This window comes from Micrococcus sp. Mcc89, assembly GCF_024519795.1.
Lineage (GTDB): Bacteria > Actinomycetota > Actinomycetes > Actinomycetales > Micrococcaceae > Micrococcus > Micrococcus luteus.
This window is the reverse complement of record NZ_JALJRI010000032.1, coordinates 1-16144: the sequence shown is the minus strand read 5'-3', so window position 1 is coordinate 16144 and position 16144 is coordinate 1. Positions and strand designations below refer to the sequence as shown.

The 16144-nt window shown below is 72.3% G+C and carries 13 protein-coding genes and 2 pseudogenes; 4 read left to right on the top strand and 11 right to left on the bottom strand.

Going from position 1 to position 16144, the window contains the following annotated elements:
• Positions 1-300 (top strand): annotated as a pseudogene (locus NR072_RS04820) (hypothetical protein); the annotation flags it as partial.
• A gap of 111 nt (positions 301-411) precedes the next feature.
• Here NR072_RS04820 and hutH read toward each other — a convergent pair.
• From hutH to hutU, 4 genes are all read right to left on the bottom strand, one after another.
• Complete coding sequence (hutH, locus tag NR072_RS04815) at positions 412-2025, bottom strand: histidine ammonia-lyase (protein ID WP_256836359.1); 1614 nt, start codon at positions 2023-2025, stop codon at positions 412-414.
• Positions 2026-2050: 25 nt separating this feature from the next.
• Positions 2051-3256 (bottom strand): imidazolonepropionase, encoded by a 1206-nt coding sequence (hutI, locus tag NR072_RS04810; protein WP_141843473.1) that lies wholly within the window; start codon positions 3254-3256, stop codon positions 2051-2053.
• 49 nt (positions 3257-3305) lie between these two features.
• Positions 3306-4682 (bottom strand): YjiH family protein, encoded by a 1377-nt coding sequence (locus tag NR072_RS04805; protein WP_256836358.1) that lies wholly within the window; start codon positions 4680-4682, stop codon positions 3306-3308.
• Positions 4683-4799: 117 nt separating this feature from the next.
• On the bottom strand, positions 4800-6497 hold the full coding sequence (gene hutU, locus NR072_RS04800) for a urocanate hydratase (RefSeq protein ID WP_152744111.1): 1698 nt from the start codon (positions 6495-6497) through the stop codon (positions 4800-4802).
• A gap of 150 nt (positions 6498-6647) precedes the next feature.
• Here hutU and NR072_RS04795 point away from each other — a divergent pair, with 150 nt between their 5' ends.
• On the top strand, positions 6648-7361 hold the full coding sequence (locus NR072_RS04795; protein ID WP_041104426.1) for an IclR family transcriptional regulator: 714 nt from the start codon (positions 6648-6650) through the stop codon (positions 7359-7361).
• Between the two features lie 114 nt (positions 7362-7475).
• Here NR072_RS04795 and NR072_RS04790 read toward each other — a convergent pair whose 3' ends face one another.
• Both NR072_RS04790 and NR072_RS04785 read right to left on the bottom strand, forming a co-directional pair.
• Positions 7476-8015: a hypothetical protein gene (locus NR072_RS04790; protein ID WP_256836356.1), complete on the bottom strand. Its 540-nt coding sequence runs from the start codon at positions 8013-8015 to the stop codon at positions 7476-7478.
• Positions 8016-8151: 136 nt separating this feature from the next.
• Complete coding sequence (locus NR072_RS04785; protein ID WP_078025417.1) at positions 8152-8937, bottom strand: carbon-nitrogen hydrolase family protein; 786 nt, start codon at positions 8935-8937, stop codon at positions 8152-8154.
• Between the two features lie 170 nt (positions 8938-9107).
• On the opposite strand from NR072_RS04785, the gene NR072_RS04780 reads away from it, so the two are divergent.
• Positions 9108-11327: a catalase gene (locus tag NR072_RS04780; RefSeq protein WP_256836352.1), complete on the top strand. Its 2220-nt coding sequence runs from the start codon at positions 9108-9110 to the stop codon at positions 11325-11327.
• A 127-nt stretch (positions 11328-11454) separates the two neighbouring features.
• On the opposite strand, the gene NR072_RS04775 is transcribed toward NR072_RS04780, so the two are convergent.
• A complete protein-coding gene (locus tag NR072_RS04775) occupies positions 11455-12744 on the bottom strand; it encodes an adenylosuccinate synthase (RefSeq protein WP_069941931.1) in 1290 nt (429 codons plus the stop codon).
• Positions 12745-12880: 136 nt separating this feature from the next.
• Between NR072_RS04775 and NR072_RS04770 the strand changes: the two genes are divergently transcribed.
• Positions 12881-13432, top strand: coding sequence for a hypothetical protein (locus NR072_RS04770; protein WP_134416809.1), 552 nt, complete (start codon positions 12881-12883; stop codon positions 13430-13432).
• Positions 13433-13464: 32 nt separating this feature from the next.
• Here NR072_RS04770 and bioB read toward each other — a convergent pair whose 3' ends face one another.
• The 4 genes and pseudogenes from bioB to NR072_RS04750 all read right to left on the bottom strand — a co-directional run.
• On the bottom strand, positions 13465-14700 hold the full coding sequence (bioB, locus tag NR072_RS04765; RefSeq protein WP_134416810.1) for a biotin synthase BioB: 1236 nt from the start codon (positions 14698-14700) through the stop codon (positions 13465-13467).
• Positions 14701-14807: 107 nt separating this feature from the next.
• Entirely contained in the window at positions 14808-15185 is a 378-nt protein-coding gene (locus NR072_RS04760; RefSeq protein WP_230260466.1) for a hypothetical protein, read from the bottom strand.
• 125 nt (positions 15186-15310) lie between these two features.
• Positions 15311-15904 (bottom strand): GNAT family N-acetyltransferase, encoded by a 594-nt coding sequence (locus tag NR072_RS04755; protein ID WP_230260495.1) that lies wholly within the window; start codon positions 15902-15904, stop codon positions 15311-15313.
• Between the two features lie 63 nt (positions 15905-15967).
• Positions 15968-16144: pseudogene (locus tag NR072_RS04750) on the bottom strand (transposase); the annotation flags it as partial.

The window sequence follows — 16144 nt, the reverse complement described above, 5'->3', positions numbered from 1 at the left end:
TCCGGCCTCGTTGGCCCCGGTGCGTGTCAACAACGTCATGCCCTCCTACATCTAGCCCTCGGTCGGACGCACGGGTATCGCATCGTGATCGACGACAACGTGCCCCGCGTCCTGGCCCAGCGCGAGAAGCTCGAGTGCACCGGCACCCTCGGGTTGCTCTGTGAGGCGATCCGCAAGGAGCAACTCACCGTTCCCATGGTTGAGAGCCTCGCTGACGATCTCATCATGGGCGATTACCGGCTTCCCTTCGGTCCAGGCGGGTTCCGGCAGTGGGCTGCCGAGAACGGGCTGCTCACGTGATGACGCGCTAGCCCACTTTCCCACCCCCTGTTGTGCTCACGACTCGCCGCGCGCCCGAATGGCAGACGGCGAGTCGTGAGCACAAAGCGAGAGACGGGGCTTTCTGCCCCATCAGTGCCCCTCGGCCTCGGTGCCCTCGGACTCCCCGGCCAGGTCCTGCGGCTCGGCGTCGGCGGACACGCCCGCGAGGGCCTCCGCCACGGCGGTCAGCACGGACCCGTCGCGCAGGGCCTGCTCGGCGGCGGCCAGCTGCGGGGCCATGTACTGGTCCGGGCCGGGGCCGGGGACGCCGGCCTCGCGGATCACGCGGACGGCGGCACCGGTCGCGGCGGAGGGCTGCAGCGGGGCGCGCAGCTCGATCGCGCGGGCGGCGGCCACGAGCTCGACGGCGAGCACGCGACGGAAGTTCTCCACGGCCGAGCGCAGCTTGCGGGCGGCGTGCCAGCCCATGGAGACGTGGTCCTCCTGCATCGCGGAGGACGGGATGGAGTCCACGGACGCAGGCACGGCCAGGCGCTTCATGTCCGAGACGAGCCCGGCCTGCGTGTACTGGGCGATCATCATGCCGGAGTCCACGCCCGGGTCGTCCACGAGGAACGCCGGCAGCCCGTGCGAGCGGGCCGGGTCCAGCATGCGGTCGGTGCGGCGCTCGGACATGCTCGCGACGTCGGCCACCGGGATGGCCAGGAAGTCCAGCACGTACGCCACGGGCGCCCCGTGGAAGTTGCCGTTCGAGCTCACCCGGCCGTCGTCGAGCACCACCGGGTTGTCCACGGTGGCGGCGAGCTCGCGCTCGGCCACGGTGCGCACGTACGCGAGGGTGTCGCGCAGGCCGCCGGCCACCTGCGGGGCGCAGCGCAGCGAGTAGGCGTCCTGCACGCGGGAGTCGCCCTCCTTGTGGCTGGCCACGATCGGCGAGCCCGCCAGGATCTTCAGCATCCGGTCGGCGGAGGTCGCCTGGCCCGGGTGGGGGCGCAGCGGCAGGTGCAGCTCCGGCACGAACACGCGGTCGGTGCCGAGCAGCGCCTCCACGGACATCGCGGCGGTGAGGTCCACGGTGTCGGCGAGCTCCTCGAGGTCGGCCAGCGCCATGATGAGCATGCCGAGCATGCCCTCGGTGCCGTTGACGAGGGCCAGGCCCTCCTTCTCCCGCAGCTCGACCGGCTCGATCCCGGCCTCGGCGAGCGCCTCGCCGGCCGGACGCAGCGCGCCGTCCGTCCCGACGACGTCGCCCTCGCCCATCAGCGCCAGGGCCAGGTGGGAGAGCGGTGCGAGGTCACCGGAGCAGCCCAGGGAGCCGAACTCGCGCACGGCGGGGGTGATGCCCGCGTTGAGCATGGCCACGAAGGTCTCCACCACCACGGGGCGCACGCCCGTGCGGCCGGAGGCCAGCGTGGTGGCGCGCAGGAACATCAGCGCGCGGACGACCTCGCGCTCCACCACGGGGCCCATGCCGGCGGCGTGGGAGCGGATCAGGGACTTCTGCAGCTGCGCGCGGGACTCGAGCGGGATGTGCTTGTCCGCGAGCGCGCCGAAGCCGGTGGAGACGCCGTAGGTGGGGGTCTCGGCCTCGGCCAGCGCCTCGACGTGGCGGCGCACCGCGCCGACGGTCTCGAGCACGTCGTCGGCGAGCACCACGCGGGCGTCGTGGCGGGCCACGGCGAGGACGTCGTCCAGGGTGGCCCCGGACGTGCCGAGCGTGACGGTGGCGGGAGGGGTGGTCATGGTGGTTCTCCTTGCTGTCGGTCGATCAGACGGCCCGACGGCCCGCGCGCCAGACCGCATGGGTCAGTGGCATGCCGGGGCGGTAGGCCAGGTGGATGGCGGCGGGGGCGTCGAGCACGTGCAGGTCGGCGCGCTTGCCGACCTCGAGGCTGCCGACGCGGTCCTGCGCCCGCAGGCCGATGGCCCCGCCGAGGGTGGCGGCGCGCACGGCCTCGGCGAGGGTCAGGTGCATCTGCAGCACGGCGGTGCCCACGTTGAAGTTCATGGACGTGGTGTAGCTGGTGCCCGGGTTGCAGTTCGAGGCCAGGGAGACCTCGATGCCGGCGTCGAGCAGGCGGCGCGCGGGCGCCAGCGGGGCGCGGGTGGACAGGTCGCACGCGGGCAGGCAGCCGGCCACGGTGCCGGGCGTGCCGGTGGCCGAGGCGCGGTCCCAGCCGGTCCAGGTGCCGGCGAGGGCCTCGACGTCCGCGTCGGAGAGGTGGTTGACGTGGTCCACGGAGGCGGCGCCGAACTCCACGGCCACGCCCACGCCCGGGCCCTGCTCGATCTGGTTGCCGTGCAGGCGCACGCCCAGTCCCGCCGCCACGCCCGCGGCGAGCACGCGGCGGGTCTGCTCGGCGTCGAAGGCGCCGGTGTCGCAGAACACGTCCACCCAGCCCGCGTGCTCCCGCACGGCCTCGAGCATCGGCCCGACGACGTCGTCGAGGTAGTCCTCCGCGTCCCGGCCCGGGGGCACGAGGTGGGCGCCGAGGAAGGTCACCTCGTCGACGAGGCCCTCCTCGCGCAGCCCGGCCAGCAGGCGCGCGTGGCGAGCCTCCTCGTCCACGGTGAGCCCGTAGCCGGTCTTGGTCTCGAGGTAGGTGGTGCCGCCGGCCACCGCGTCGGCCACCCGACCGCGGACCAATTCGGCCAGGCGGTCGTCCGAGGCGGCACGGGTGGCGGAGGTGGTCACGCCGATGCCGCCGGCCGCGTAGGACTCGCCCGCCATGCGGGCCTCGAACTCGGCGGAGCGGTCCCCGTCGAACACGAGATGCGTGTGGGAGTCCACCCAGCCGGGCAGCACGGCGCGGCCCCCCACGGACACCCGGTCGTCCGCGTCCGGGGCGTCCGCGGCGGCACCGATCCAGGCGATGCGCTCGTCCTCGACGACGACGGCCGCGTCCGTGAGCACCCGCCCTTCGGGGTCGACGGTGGTCAGCTCGGCGATGTCGGTGATGAGCGTGGAGCGCATGGGGGCCTCTCTCTGCGGGACGGACGGGGGTGGGGCGGTGGGGTGGGCCTCAGGTGAGCGCCGCGACCAGATGGGCGACCGGCGTGGCGAGCAGGATGGTGAGGGCCACACGCTCGGCCCAGATCACCACGAGCTTCCACAGCGGGATGGGGATGTCCGTGGCCAGGATGGCAGGAACCACCGCGGAGAAGAAGATGATCGCGGAGACGCAGACGACGCCGATCACGAACCGGGCGACGAGGTCCTCGTGACCGGCCGCCATCGTGGCCGGGATGAACATCTCGGCGATCGAGGTGGCGGAGGCCGAGGCCAGCAGGCCGGGGTCGGAGTAGCCGAGCGCCCAGAACAGCGGGTAGAAGATCACGCCGATCCACTCGAACACGGGCGTGTACGTGGCCAGGACCAGGGCGATCAGGCCCACGGACATGATGGAGGGCAGGATCTGGAGCACCATCACGAGTCCATCCCGGAAGTTGACCCAGATGTTCTTCGGCAGGGACGGGGCCTCGGCGAGGGTCTGCTCGGCGGCGCGACGGGCCACGCGGAAGCGGTCCCGGGTGACGGCCTGCTCGGGCGAGTGGGTGACGCCCGGGTAGCACTCGTCCGGGATGCGGCTCAGCGGCGGGATGCGCACCGTGATGGCGGTGACCGCGAACGTCACCGCGAGGGTGCCGAAGAAGTACCAGAGCCAGATGTCCATCAGGCCCAGCGTCTTGGCCACGATCACCATGAAGGTCGCGGACACCGTGGAGAAGCCGACGGCGATGATCGCCGCCTCGCGGGCCGTGTAGCGGCCGCCGGTGTACATGCGGTTCGTCAGCAGCAGGCCCAGGGCGTAGGAGCCCACGAAGGAGGCGACGGCGTCGACGGCGGCGCGGCCGGGCACGCGCCAGATCGGCCGCATGGCCGGGCGCAGGTAGACGCCCACGAACTCCATGAGGCCGTAGCCGATCACGAGGGCCAGGAAGACGCCGCCGATGGGGACGATCAGGCCCACGGGCACCACGAGCTTGTCCATCAGGAACGGGCCGATGCTCTCGTCCAGGATCCAGCTCGGGCCCACGCCGAACACGACCATCGCCGAGGCGACCAGGCCGAGCACGGCGAGGAAGGCGAAGACCGTCCGGGTGGTGCTGGTGCGCCAGCGGCCCGAGGCGAACGGGTACACGGCGCCGGCGGCGATGATGGCCAGGCCCACCCAGCGGTCGGCCGGGCCGAGCAGCCCGCGCACCCAGGTCACCAGGTGGTCCAGCGGGATGGAGCTCGCCCCGTTGATCGTGACGGGCACGAAGAACATGACGATGCCGATCGCCGAGTAGACGATCATGCGCCAGCGCGCCGGCGGGCGGGGCGCGTCGGCCTCGATCGCGGCCATCGCGGTGGTGTCGGTGTGCAGCTCGTGGTCTGCGGGGCGGGACGAGTCCATCGTGGTGTCCTTTCGATCGCGAGCCGGACGGGCGTCCGCCCGTCCGGCTCGCGGCGGTGAAGCCGTCGGACGGCGACGGCGCGGCGGCACCGTCGCCGTCCGACGACGTGACCGGGGTCAGTCCCGGATCGTGGCCTCCATGGGCACACGGACGCCGCGCTCGGCGGCGACCTCGACGGCGCGGGAGTAGCCGGCGTCGACGTGGCGGATGACGCCCATGCCGGGGTCGTTGGTGAGCAGCGCCTCGAGCTTGGCCGCGGCCAGCTCGGTGCCGTCGGCAACGCCCACCTGGCCGGCGTGGATGGACCGGCCGATGCCGACGCCGCCGCCGTGGTGGATCGACACCCAGGTGGCGCCGGAGGAGGTGGCGGTCAGGGCGTTCAGCAGCGGCCAGTCGGCGATCGCGTCGGAGCCGTCCAGCATGGACTCGGTCTCGCGGTACGGGGAGGCCACGGAGCCGGAGTCGAGGTGGTCGCGGCCGATCACGATCGGCGCCTTGACCTTGCCCTCGGCCACGAGCTGGTTGAAGAGCAGGCCGGCCTTGTGGCGCTCGCCGTAGCCCAGCCAGCAGATGCGGGCCGGCAGGCCCTCGAACTCCACGAACTCGGCGGCGCCGTCGAGCCAGCGGTGCAGGTGCTCGTTCTCGGGGAACAGCTCCTTCAGGGCCTCGTCGGTCACGCGGATGTCCTCCGGGTCGCCGGAGAGCGCGGCCCAGCGGAACGGGCCGAGGCCCTCGCAGAACAGCGGGCGGATGTAGGCCGGGACGAAGCCCGGGAACTCGAACGCGCGGGAGTAGCCGGCCTTGCGGGCCTCGTCGCGGATGGAGTTGCCGTAGTCGAACACCTCGGCGCCGATGTCCTGGAAGCCGACCATGGCCTCGACCTGGCGGGCCATGGACTCCTGGGCCTTCTTGGTGAAGGTGTCCGGGTCGGCCTCGGCCTCGGCGTGCCAGTCCTTCTCGTCGATCTCGATCGGCAGGTAGGACAGCGGGTCGTGCGCGGAGGTCTGGTCGGTGACGATGTCGATCTCGACGGTGCCGGCCTTCTGGCGCTCGAGCAGCTCGGGGAACACCTCGGCGGCGTTGCCCACGAGGCCCACGGAGACGGCCTCGCCGTCGCGCTTGGCCTGCATGACGCGCTCGACGGCCTTGTCGATGTCCGTCTCCACCTCGTCCAGGTAGCGCTTGCCCATGCGACGGCGCAGGCGGTCCTCCGAGACGTCCACGATCAGGCAGACGCCGCCGTTGAGGGTGACGGCCAGGGGCTGGGCGCCGCCCATGCCGCCGCAGCCGCCGGTGAGGGTCAGGGTGCCCTTGAGGGAGCCGTCGTAGCGCTTGCGGCCGATCGCGGCGAAGGTCTCGTAGGTGCCCTGCAGGATGCCCTGGGTGGCGATGTAGATCCAGGAGCCGGCGGTCATCTGGCCGTACATCATGAGGCCCTCGGCCTCGAGCTTGCGGAACTCCGGCCACGTGGCCCAGTCGCCCACCAGGTTGGAGTTGGCGATCAGCACGCGCGGGGCCCACTTGTTGGTGCGGAACACGCCCACCGGCTTGCCGGACTGCACCAGGAGGGTCTCGTCCTCCTCGAGGTCCTTGAGGGTGGCGACGATGGCGTCGTAGGCCTCCCAGGAGCGGGCCGCGCGGCCGGTGCCGCCGTAGACGACGAGGTCCTCGGGACGCTCGGCGACCTCGGGGTCCAGGTTGTTCATGAGCATCCGCAGCGGGGCCTCGGTCTGCCAGGACTTGGCGGAGAGCTCGGTGCCGCGCGGGGCGCGGATGGTGCGGGACGGGTCGTGCTGGGTGAAGCCCACGGCCATGGCAGTTCCTCTCGACGGGGTGCGTGCGCCGCCGGGACGGGTGGCCCCGGTGATTTCACGGCTCAGCATGCACTTTCCGAACATTGAAACAGTGACTCGGCTCACGCGCAAGCCCGATCCGCGCGTCCCGCACCCGTTACGCTCCCTCTCATGACCACCACCCCCACCGCCTCGACGCGCACCGTGGACCGGGCCCTGGACCTGCTCGCCGCCGTCACCGAGCAGCCCCGGCTGAGCCTGACCGAGGCCGCCCGCGCCACGGAGCTGCCGGCGTCCACGGCGCTGCGCCTGCTGCGCAGCCTCGAGGGATCCGGCTTCGTGGCCCGCGACGACGACGGCGCCTACCGCCCCGGCGTGCGCCTCATCCAGCTCGGGGCGCGGGCCTTCTCCCGAGACTCGCTCGTGCAGCTGGCCCGCGGGCCGATGGACCACGTCGTGGCCGCCACGGGCGAATCCGTCTACCTCTCGGTGACGACCCCTCCGGACTCCGCCGTCTACCTGGCGATCGTGGAGGGCACGCACTCCGTCCGCCACACGAACTGGGTCGGACGCACCGTCCCCCTGGCGGGCACGGCCGTGGGCGACGCCCTGCGCGGCAGCGTGGCCGCGGGGGACTACACGCTGCGCACCCGTTCCGTGGAGAAGGACGTCACCTCGCTGTCCGCCCCCATCAGCGTGGCGGGCACGGTGGTCGGTGCGCTCAGCACGCTCGTGCCGGCCTACCGCTGCACGGACGAGCTGGCGGACCGGTGCGGGGCGGCCCTCGTCGCCGCCACCGGCGAGCTCGCGCACCTGCTCGGGGCGGCCGACACTCCCAGGGAACGCCCAGCCGACTCCCCTGGAAAGCCCAAGGCGAGTTCGTAGGCTGAAGCCACCTCATCGAAGGTGCGAGTGATGACGGAGAAGGCCCCGGGCCCGGCGAGAGCCGGAACCGGGGCCTTTCTCTGCGGCCGGCGCCCGAGGCGCCGGTTGCGGGGATCAGCGGCGGGAGGAGACGACGCCCGCCCAGAGGCCGCCGAGCAGGCCCGCCACCGGCAGCATCCAGAACAGGTGCAGGCCCGCCCCGTAGAGGACGGTGTTGGAGAACACCGCGAACAGGCCCACGGCACCGAGGAAGCCGCCGACCACGCCACCGACCACGTAGCGCACGACGGAGCGGGCAGCCCCGCCCATCAGCAGCACGACCAGGTAGCCGGCCGCGCCCGCCAGGGCGCCGCCCACCAGGCCGAACATGAACGACTGCACCAGCACGACCCAGCCGTGGCCGGTCTCGCCCAGCGCCACGGAGCCGTTGGGATCACCCAGGCCGCCGGTGAGCACGCGCACGACGTTGCCGATGATCACGACGAGCACCGAGACGAGGATGACGCGGTTGGTGAAGCCCCAGCCGTCCACCGGGCGCAGCGGCTCGAGCACCTCCTCCTCCACCACGGCGTGGCGCACGGGGCGGGCCGGGGTGGTGTGGGCGTTCGCGGTGTGGGGCTGGACGGCGTGGCTGCCGTCGGCGTTGATGGTCATCTCTGATCTCCCGTCCCGCCCCGGGCGGGGCGCGTTCCGAGCGCCGGGGCGCCCGTCTGGTTGCACGTCTGACGTGATTTTAGGCTTTTCCCAGCCCGAGGGGGTAATGGTGACCCGTCCGCCGGGCGGGGACGGCTCAGAGGACGTCGGTGCGGCGGTTGGCGAGCGAGGGGAGGAACTCCCGGACCTCGTCGATCCGCTCGCGGGTGACCTCCGCGGTCGCCACGGCCTCCCGCTCGTCGGCGAGCTCGGCGACGGGCAGCGCCAGCGGGTCCACGATCATCGAGTGGCCCACGGTGCCGTCCGAGCACGTGTCCGCCGCGGCCACCCACACGGTGTTCTCCACCGCGCGGGCCTTGAGCAGGGTGCGCCAGTGCTCCACCTTGTGCTCGCCGGAGAACCACGCCGCGGGGATCACGAGCACGTCCGCGCCCTCCACCGCGAGACGCCGGGACAGCTCGGGGAAGCGCAGGTCGTAGCAGGTGAGCAGGCCCAGGCGGAGCCCGCCGAGCTCGATCGCGGCGACGCCGCCGTCGCCGGGGGTGATCCGGTCCGACTCGCGGTGCGCGAACGCGTCGTAGAGGTGGAGTTTGCGGTACGCGCCCAGCCGGGCGCCGTCCGCGCCCACCGCCAGCAGCGTGTTGTAGGGACGCCGGTCCGGTCCCGGCTCGTAGCCGCCCGCGACGACGGCGATCCCGTGCTCCCGCGCCAGCGCGGCCAGGCCCGCGGCGAACGGCTCCCAGGCCGCGGCGACGGCGTCGGGGAACTCCTCCCCCACCTCGCGGGCCCCGAGCATGGCCTCCTCGGGCAGCACCAGGAGGTCCGCCCCCTCGCCCGCGGCGCGGGCGGCGAGGCGGGCCATCACGGCCAGGTTCTCCTCGACGTCGCCCACGGGCCCGAACTGTCCGACGCTGATCCTCATGCCCCCAGGGTAGCCAGGCCCCTGCCGGTGGCCGTCAGCCCTGGTCAGCGCTGGGGCCAGCCGCCACGCTGGGGACCGGGCACGACGTCGGCCCGCATCGGCCGCCGTCGTCCTCCGCCCCCGATCCGCGCGGCACCGCGCGGCACGTCGACACCACAGGAGCAGACGCGATGACCACCCAGCAGCCCGACATCCCCGGCACGCCGGGGCCGATCACCCCCGACCTCGAGGAGCACACCGCCCTCACCCACCCGGACCAGCCCGTGGCCGTCCCGGCCCCGGACCAGCGCGGTCCGGCACAGGTCTCCCCCACCGGCCAGGACACCGGCGCCGACCCCGCGACCGCCGCGCAGGGCTGCCCGTACCTGACCACCGCGCACGGCGTCCGCCTGCAGGACTCGGACCACTCGCTCAAGGCCGGCCGCCGCGGCCCCACCCTGCTGCAGGACCACCACCTGCGGGAGAAGCTCAGCCACTTCGACCACGAGCGCATCCCCGAGCGCGTGGTCCACGCCCGCGGCGCCGGCGCCCACGGCGTGTTCCGCGGCTACGGCACCGCCGCGAAGATCAGCCGGGCCGGGCTCTTCGCCAAGGACAAGGAGACGGAGGTGTTCGTCCGCTTCTCCACCGTGGCCGGCTCCCGCGGCTCCATGGACCTGGCCCGCGACACCCGCGGCTTCGCCACCAAGTTCTACACGGACGAGGGCACGTGGGACCTGGTGGGCAACAACATCCCCGTGTTCTTCGTGCAGGACGCCATCAAGTTCCCGGACGTGGTGCACTCGGTGAAGCCGCACCCGGACCGCGAGATCCCGCAGGCGCAGTCCGCGCACGACACGTTCTGGGACTTCGTGTCCCTGCACACCGAGGCCCAGCACCACACCCTGTGGAACATGTCCGACCGCGGCATCCCGCGCTCCTACCGCATGATGGAGGGCTTCGGCGTCCACACCTACCGCCTGATCGCGGCGGACGGCTCCACCGTGCTGGTCAAGTTCCACTGGAAGCCGATGCTCGGCGTGCACTCCGTGACCTGGGAGGAGGCGCTGCTCACCAACGGCATGGACCCGGACTTCCACCGGCGTGACCTCGCCGACGCCATCGAGGCCGGCGCCTTCCCCGAGTGGGAGCTCGGCGTGCAGGTGTTCGAGGACAACGAGGAGCAGATGTTCGAGGGCATCGACCTGCTCGACCCCACGAAGCTGGTCCCGGAGGAGCTCGCCCCCGTGCAGCCCCTCGGCCGCATGACGCTGAACGCCAACCCGTCCAACTACTTCGCGGAGACGGAGCAGGTGGCCTTCAACCCGGCCAACCTCGTGCCCGGCATCGACGTCACCAACGACCCACTCCTGCAGGGCCGCCTCTTCTCCTACCTGGACACGCAGCTCACCCGCCTCGGCGGGCCGAACTGGAACCAGCTGCCCATCAACCGCCCGCACGCCCCGGTCAACGACATGCTGCGTGACGGCTTCCACCAGAGCGCCGTGCATCGCGGCGTGGCGCCGTACCGGCCCAACTCGCTCGACGGCGGCCTGCCGTACGAAACCCCCGCGGACGACCACGCGTTCATCGAGCACCCGGAGCCGCTGCCGGCGTCGGTGAAGGAGCGCGCGCACGCCGCGTCCTTCGACGACCACTTCTCGCAGGCGCGCCTGTTCTTCCTCTCCCTCTCCGAGGTGGAGCGCGAGCACGTGGCGCAGGCGTACACGTTCGAGCTCGGCAAGTGCTACGAGCAGACCATCCGCGAGCGCCAGCTGGCCCACCTCGCCGCGATCGACACGCGACTGGCCCAGCAGGTCGCGGACGGCCTGGGCATCCCCGTTCCCGCGCCGACCGAGACCCCGGCCGACGTGCAGCCCTCCCCCGTGCTGTCCCAGATCGGCGGCGCGTGGCCGCTCGACGGCCGTCAGGTCGGCGTCGTGGTGGGCGAGTCCGTGGACGAGAAGGAGCTGGACGCCCTCGTGCAGGGCATCCACGGTGCGGGCATGGTCCCGCTGGTCATCGCGCCGAAGGGCGGCCCCGTGGCCGGGGAGATCGTGGCCCAGCGGACCTACCTGACCGCCGCGTCCATCGAGCTGGATGCCGTGGTCGTGGCCTCGCCGGCGGCCCCCGCCGCCGACGCCGCCCCCGGCCTGGACCAGAAGGCCGGCGCCGCCGACCCCGAGGCGGTGGACCCGCGCGTCGTCAAGGTGCTGCAGGAGATGTGGCGCCACTCCAAGGCGATCCTCGCCCTCGAGCCGGCGGAGGCCGTCCTCGCGGCCGCCCAGGTGTCCGGCAAGGGCGTCGAGTCCGCGGCGGACGGCGCCTCCGCCGTCAGCCGGCTGACGGAGCTGCTGCCCGCGCACCGCGTGTGGGAGCGCTTCCCGACCACGGGCCGCCTGGCCGACTGACCCGGCGGACCCCCGGGCGCTTTCGAACGTGAGATAGGGCCTATCTCACGTTCGAAAGCGCCCATTCGCCCTCTTTCACGTTCGAAAGTGCGGGCCGGGCGGGGCCGGGCCGGGGCGGCGGGCCGGGTCAGTCCTCGATGAGGTCGCGGACCTGGACCACCTGGTCGCGGCCCGGGCCCACGCCGATCGCGGAGATCCGGCAGCCGGAGAGCTTCTCGAGGGCCTCCACGTAGCGCTGGGCGTTCAGCGGCAGATCCGTGAACGCGCGGGCGCCGGAGATGTCCTCGGTCCACCCGTCGAAGTGCTCGTAGACCGGCTTCGCGTGGTGGAACTCGGTCTGGGTCATGGGCATGCGGTCGTGGCGCACGCCGTCCACCTCGTAGGCCACGCACACCGGGATCTTCTCGATGCCGGTGAGCACGTCCAGCTTGGTGAGGAAGTAGTCCGTGAAGCCGTTGATCCGCGCGGCGTAGTGGGCCATGACGGCGTCGTACCAGCCGGTGCGCCGCGGGCGGCCGGTGTTCACGCCGAACTCGCCGCCGGTGGTGCGCAGCTGCTCGCCCATCTCGTCGAAGAGCTCCGTGGGGAACGGGCCGGCGCCGACGCGCGTGGTGTAGGCCTTCACGATGCCGATGGTCCGGGAGAAGCGGGTGGGGCCGATGCCCGCGCCCACGGCCGCGCCGCCGGCGGTCGGGTTGGACGAGGTCACGAACGGGTAGGTGCCGTGGTCCACGTCCAAGTAGGTGGCCTGGCCGCCCTCCATGAGCACCACCTTGCCCTCGTCCAGGGCGTCGTTGAGCAGGTTCACGGAGTCCACGACCATGGGGCGCAGGCGGTCCGCGTAGCCCAGGAAGTACTCGGCGATCTCGTCCACGGTGACGGCGCGGCGGTTGTAGAGCTTCACCAGCAGCTCGTTCTTCTGCCGCAGGGCGCCCTCGATCTTCTGGCGCAGGATCGACTCGTCGAAGATGTCCTGCACGCGGATGCCCAGGCGGGCCACCTTGTCCATGTAGGTGGGGCCGATGCCGCGGCCGGTGGTGCCGATCGCACGCTTGCCCAGGAACCGCTCGGTCACCTTGTCCATGGTCTGGTGGTACGGCGCCACGAGGTGGGCGTTGGCGGAGATCTTCAGGTGCTCGCACGAGTGGCCGCGGGACTCGAGCCCGTCGATCTCCTCGAACAGCGCCTCCAGGTTCACCACCACGCCGTTGCCGATCACCGGCACCGCGTTGGGCGAGAGGATGCCGGCGGGCAGCAGCTTGAGCTCGAACTTCTCCCCGTTGACGACGACGGTGTGCCCGGCGTTGTTGCCGCCGTTCGGCTTGACGACGTAGTCCACTCGCCCGCCCAGCAGGTCGGTGGCCTTGCCCTTGCCCTCGTCGCCCCACTGGGCTCCGACGATCGCGATCGCTGGCATCTGCATCTCTCCTCAGGGCGGCGGGTCGTCCCGGACCGGCCCGTACATGGAAAACGCCCCCTTGCGGTGCGCACGGAGGCCGTACCCCCGAATCCTACCAGCGTGACGGATGCCACCCTCTGGCTACGCTGACGCCATGAGCACCGCAGCGCCCCACACCCAGCACTCGGACTTCCCCTCCCCGACCCCCACCCGCAAGGGTCCGAGCGTGGGCACGTGGCGTCCCTGGGCCGTGCTGCCGTGGGCGCTGGCCCTCCTCGCCCTGCCCTTGATCGCGCTCGCCCTGCGCTCCAACTTCGGCGCGAACGGCTGGATGACGGTCATCTACATGGTCTTCGGCGCCCTGCCCCACGAACTCGTCCTCATGGTCCTGGTGGGAAGCCTGTTCCTCCTGCCCCGCGTGAACCCGCAGGATGAGCAGCGGGGCGGCATCCGGCTGGGGCGCCTGCTGCACACGCTGCTGGGCGTCTCCTGGGGGTCCTTCGCGCTGGCCGCGATCATCTTCCCCGACGGCGGCGACCACCCGGACTCCGGCGCCACGACCCCGGTGCTCATGGACCTGCTCGGCACGAGCACCGCGATGGACGTCGGCATCGTGGGCGGCCTCGCCCTCGTGGCCGTCAGCGCGGTCACCGGTCTCGCGGTGATCGTGGTGTGCGTGGTGCGGCGGATCCGCGCCGTTCGCTGAGCACGCTCCCGACGACGGCGGTCAGCGCGGGTTCAGGCGTTGGCGGGCTCGGCCGTGCCCGCGCCCCGGCGGCGCAGCTCGGGCTTCACGGTGCCCTCGGCGCCCGTGTCGGGGCGGACGTCCTCTGCGGCCCCGGCCTCCGCAGTGACGGCCGCACCGGAGCCGCACGGGCCGGCGTCGTCCGTGCCGCCGCAGCAGCCGCCGGCCGGGGCGCCGTCGTCGGCCGCGGCCTGCTGTGCACGCTCCTCGGCGCCGAGCACGGTGAAGCCGGCGTCGGCGATCATCTGCAGATCCGCCTCGGCGTCCTGGCCCTCGGAGGTGAGGTAGTCGCCGAGGAAGATCGAGTTGGCCACCTGCAGGCCGACCGGCTGCAGGGAACGCAGGTGCATCTCGCGGCCGCCGGCGATGCGCAGCTCCTTGTCCGGGCAGGCCAGGCGGACCATGGCGAGGATCCGGAGGCACTCGAGCGGGGTGAGCTGCTGGTGGCCCTGCAGCGGGGTGCCGTCGAAGGGCATGAGGAAGTTGACGGGGATGGAGTCGGAGTCCAGGTCGCGGAGCGCGAGGACGGCCTCGACGAGCTGCTCGTGCGTCTCCCCCATGCCCGCGATCAGGCCGCTGCAGGAGGACAGGCCGGCGGCGCCGGCGCGCTGCACGGTGTCCACGCGCTGCTCGTAGGTGTGGGAGGTGCAGATGGACTCGTAGTGGGACTCGGCCGTGTTGAGGTTGTGGTTGTAGGCGTCGACGCCGGCGTCCTTGAGCTTCTCGGCCTGGCCGTCCTTGAGGAAGCCGAGGCACGCGCACACCTCGACGTCCGGGTGCTGGGCCTTGAGGTCGCCGACCATGCCGGCCACGCGGTCGACGTCGCGATCCGTGGGGCCGGTGCCGGAGGCGACCATGCACACGCGCGAGGCGCCGCCGGCGATGCCCAGGCCCGCCTGGCGGACGGCCTCCTCCGGCTTGAGCCACGTGTAGCGCAGGATCTCGGCCTCGGTGCCGAGACGCTGGGAGCAGTAGGTGCAGTTCTCCGGGCAGAGGCCGGTCTTGAGGCTGACCAGGTAGTTGACCTTGACGGTGCGGCCGAAGTGCTTCTCGCGCAGGCGCGAGGCCGCCGCGACGATGCGGAACGTGTCCGCGTCCGGGGCGTCCAGCACAGCGACGGCCTCCTCAGCGGTAAGCACGTGGCCCGCCTCGATGCGGTCCACGAGGGCCTCGGGGTCGAGGGCGGCGGGGCGGGGGTCGACGGCGGGGGCGTCCTGGGTGGCGGTCATGATGGCCTCTCCGGTGGGCGGGGCTCGGCCCCGGGCGGGTCTGACCCGAGGGACTCTAACAGTGTTCATTGAACAGTGTTCAGGAGCGCGGGACCATGACCCCGACGTCAGCGCCTGCGCCGGTCCAGAGGGACCGGCTCGGGCCGAGGCTGCTCCTCGAGCGTCGTCGTCGCCGCGAGGATGCCGTGGGCGGCGGCAGCGAGCACCGCGCCGAGCAGACCGGCCACGACCGCCCGGACGCCGGCGTCGCCGATCACGTTCAGCGCCAGCCCCGGAATGACCGCGGCCCCCATCAGCAGCATCACCCACGCGGTGGAGCCGGCTCCGGCGTCGAACACGTTGCGGCGAGCCTGCTCCGCCTCGACCCGGTGATGCACCCCTCGCAAGGCGAGCATCGCTCCGAGGGCCGTGACGGCCACCAGCGTCAGACCCCAGCCCAGCCCCAGGTCCTGCCGCAGCCCCGCGAACACACCGGTCGAACCCACCAGGGCAGACGCCACACCGATGCGCCACCGCCACTCACGCTCATTCCCCACCCGGCTCACAGCCCCCTGCTGGCACACGGCCCTCGGCGGTGGAGCGGCAGATCATGCGGTCGTGGCCGCCGGGATCACTCCTGCGTAAGGGGCGAATGGAACTCCGAGGCGAGCATCGCGTAGGTGGCACCATCCACCCAGCCGCGCGTGAGATGCAGAGACTCCTCCTTGAACGTGCCCTCGTGACGCATCCCCACCTTCTCCATGATGCGCAGACTCGGAGCGTTGTCCGCGAAGGCATGAGCCTCCACGCGTCGCACACCCAGATCGTCGAACGCGAAGCCCAGCAGGGCTCGCGCAAGCTCGGTGCCATAGCCCTGCCCGGCCTGGCGCGGATCGATCGTCCAGCCGATCTCGGCCTGGGCGTCCCGGCCTTCCTCCCGCGGGCCGCCCTGACTCCACGCGTCCCGCACCGCGACCTTCCCGACACCGACAATGACGTCTCCGGCCCGCACGGTGAGGCGGTCCCCCGCCCCGAGGTAGGACTCGCGCAGCGCGTTCTCACTCTCCGGGCGGCCGGAGGTCCACGACCACACCTGCTCGAGACGGCAGAAGCTCCACACGGCGGGCGCATCGAGACCCCGGAACGGAGTGAGGGTCAGCCGGCGGGCTCGCAGCGGGAAGCAGACGCCTCGACTCGCGGCGAGCTCCAGGAGAGGGGTGGCCATGACAGACAGGGTACGAACAAGAGTCCTCGAGTCAGCCCCCGGACAGACCAGTGCCCACACCCTGCGTCGATGCCAGGTCCACGCGGTCTGCCAGGGCCCGTTGACCTCGGGCAGATCCCGCCACGGAGTCCCGCACCTGCACCGGCAGATGATCGCTTCGACCATCGTGTGGACATTCGAGAAGGGTGTCAAGGGCCATTGAGTTCTGCCCATAGGCGGCCAGTGTTTCTTCCCGCTGGT

What these genes read in the sequence shown, in the direction of transcription:
- bioB (WP_134416810.1), bottom strand. Translation starts at nt 14,700, where the DNA reads ATGACCGCCACCCAGGACGCCCCCGCCGTCGACCCCCGCCCCGCCGCC.
- hutI (WP_141843473.1), bottom strand. Translation starts at nt 3,256, where the DNA reads ATGCGCTCCACGCTCATCACCGACATCGCCGAGCTGACCACCGTCGAC.
- NR072_RS04790 (WP_256836356.1), bottom strand. Translation starts at nt 8,015, where the DNA reads ATGACCATCAACGCCGACGGCAGCCACGCCGTCCAGCCCCACACCGCG.
- NR072_RS04780 (WP_256836352.1), top strand. Translation starts at nt 9,108, where the DNA reads ATGACCACCCAGCAGCCCGACATCCCCGGCACGCCGGGGCCGATCACC.
- hutH (WP_256836359.1), bottom strand. Translation starts at nt 2,025, where the DNA reads ATGACCACCCCTCCCGCCACCGTCACGCTCGGCACGTCCGGGGCCACC.
- hutU (WP_152744111.1), bottom strand. Translation starts at nt 6,497, where the DNA reads ATGGCCGTGGGCTTCACCCAGCACGACCCGTCCCGCACCATCCGCGCC.
- NR072_RS04785 (WP_078025417.1), bottom strand. Translation starts at nt 8,937, where the DNA reads ATGAGGATCAGCGTCGGACAGTTCGGGCCCGTGGGCGACGTCGAGGAG.
- NR072_RS04795 (WP_041104426.1), top strand. Translation starts at nt 6,648, where the DNA reads ATGACCACCACCCCCACCGCCTCGACGCGCACCGTGGACCGGGCCCTG.
- NR072_RS04770 (WP_134416809.1), top strand. Translation starts at nt 12,881, where the DNA reads ATGAGCACCGCAGCGCCCCACACCCAGCACTCGGACTTCCCCTCCCCG.
- NR072_RS04775 (WP_069941931.1), bottom strand. Translation starts at nt 12,744, where the DNA reads ATGCCAGCGATCGCGATCGTCGGAGCCCAGTGGGGCGACGAGGGCAAG.
- NR072_RS04805 (WP_256836358.1), bottom strand. Translation starts at nt 4,682, where the DNA reads ATGGACTCGTCCCGCCCCGCAGACCACGAGCTGCACACCGACACCACC.
- NR072_RS04755 (WP_230260495.1), bottom strand. Translation starts at nt 15,904, where the DNA reads ATGGCCACCCCTCTCCTGGAGCTCGCCGCGAGTCGAGGCGTCTGCTTC.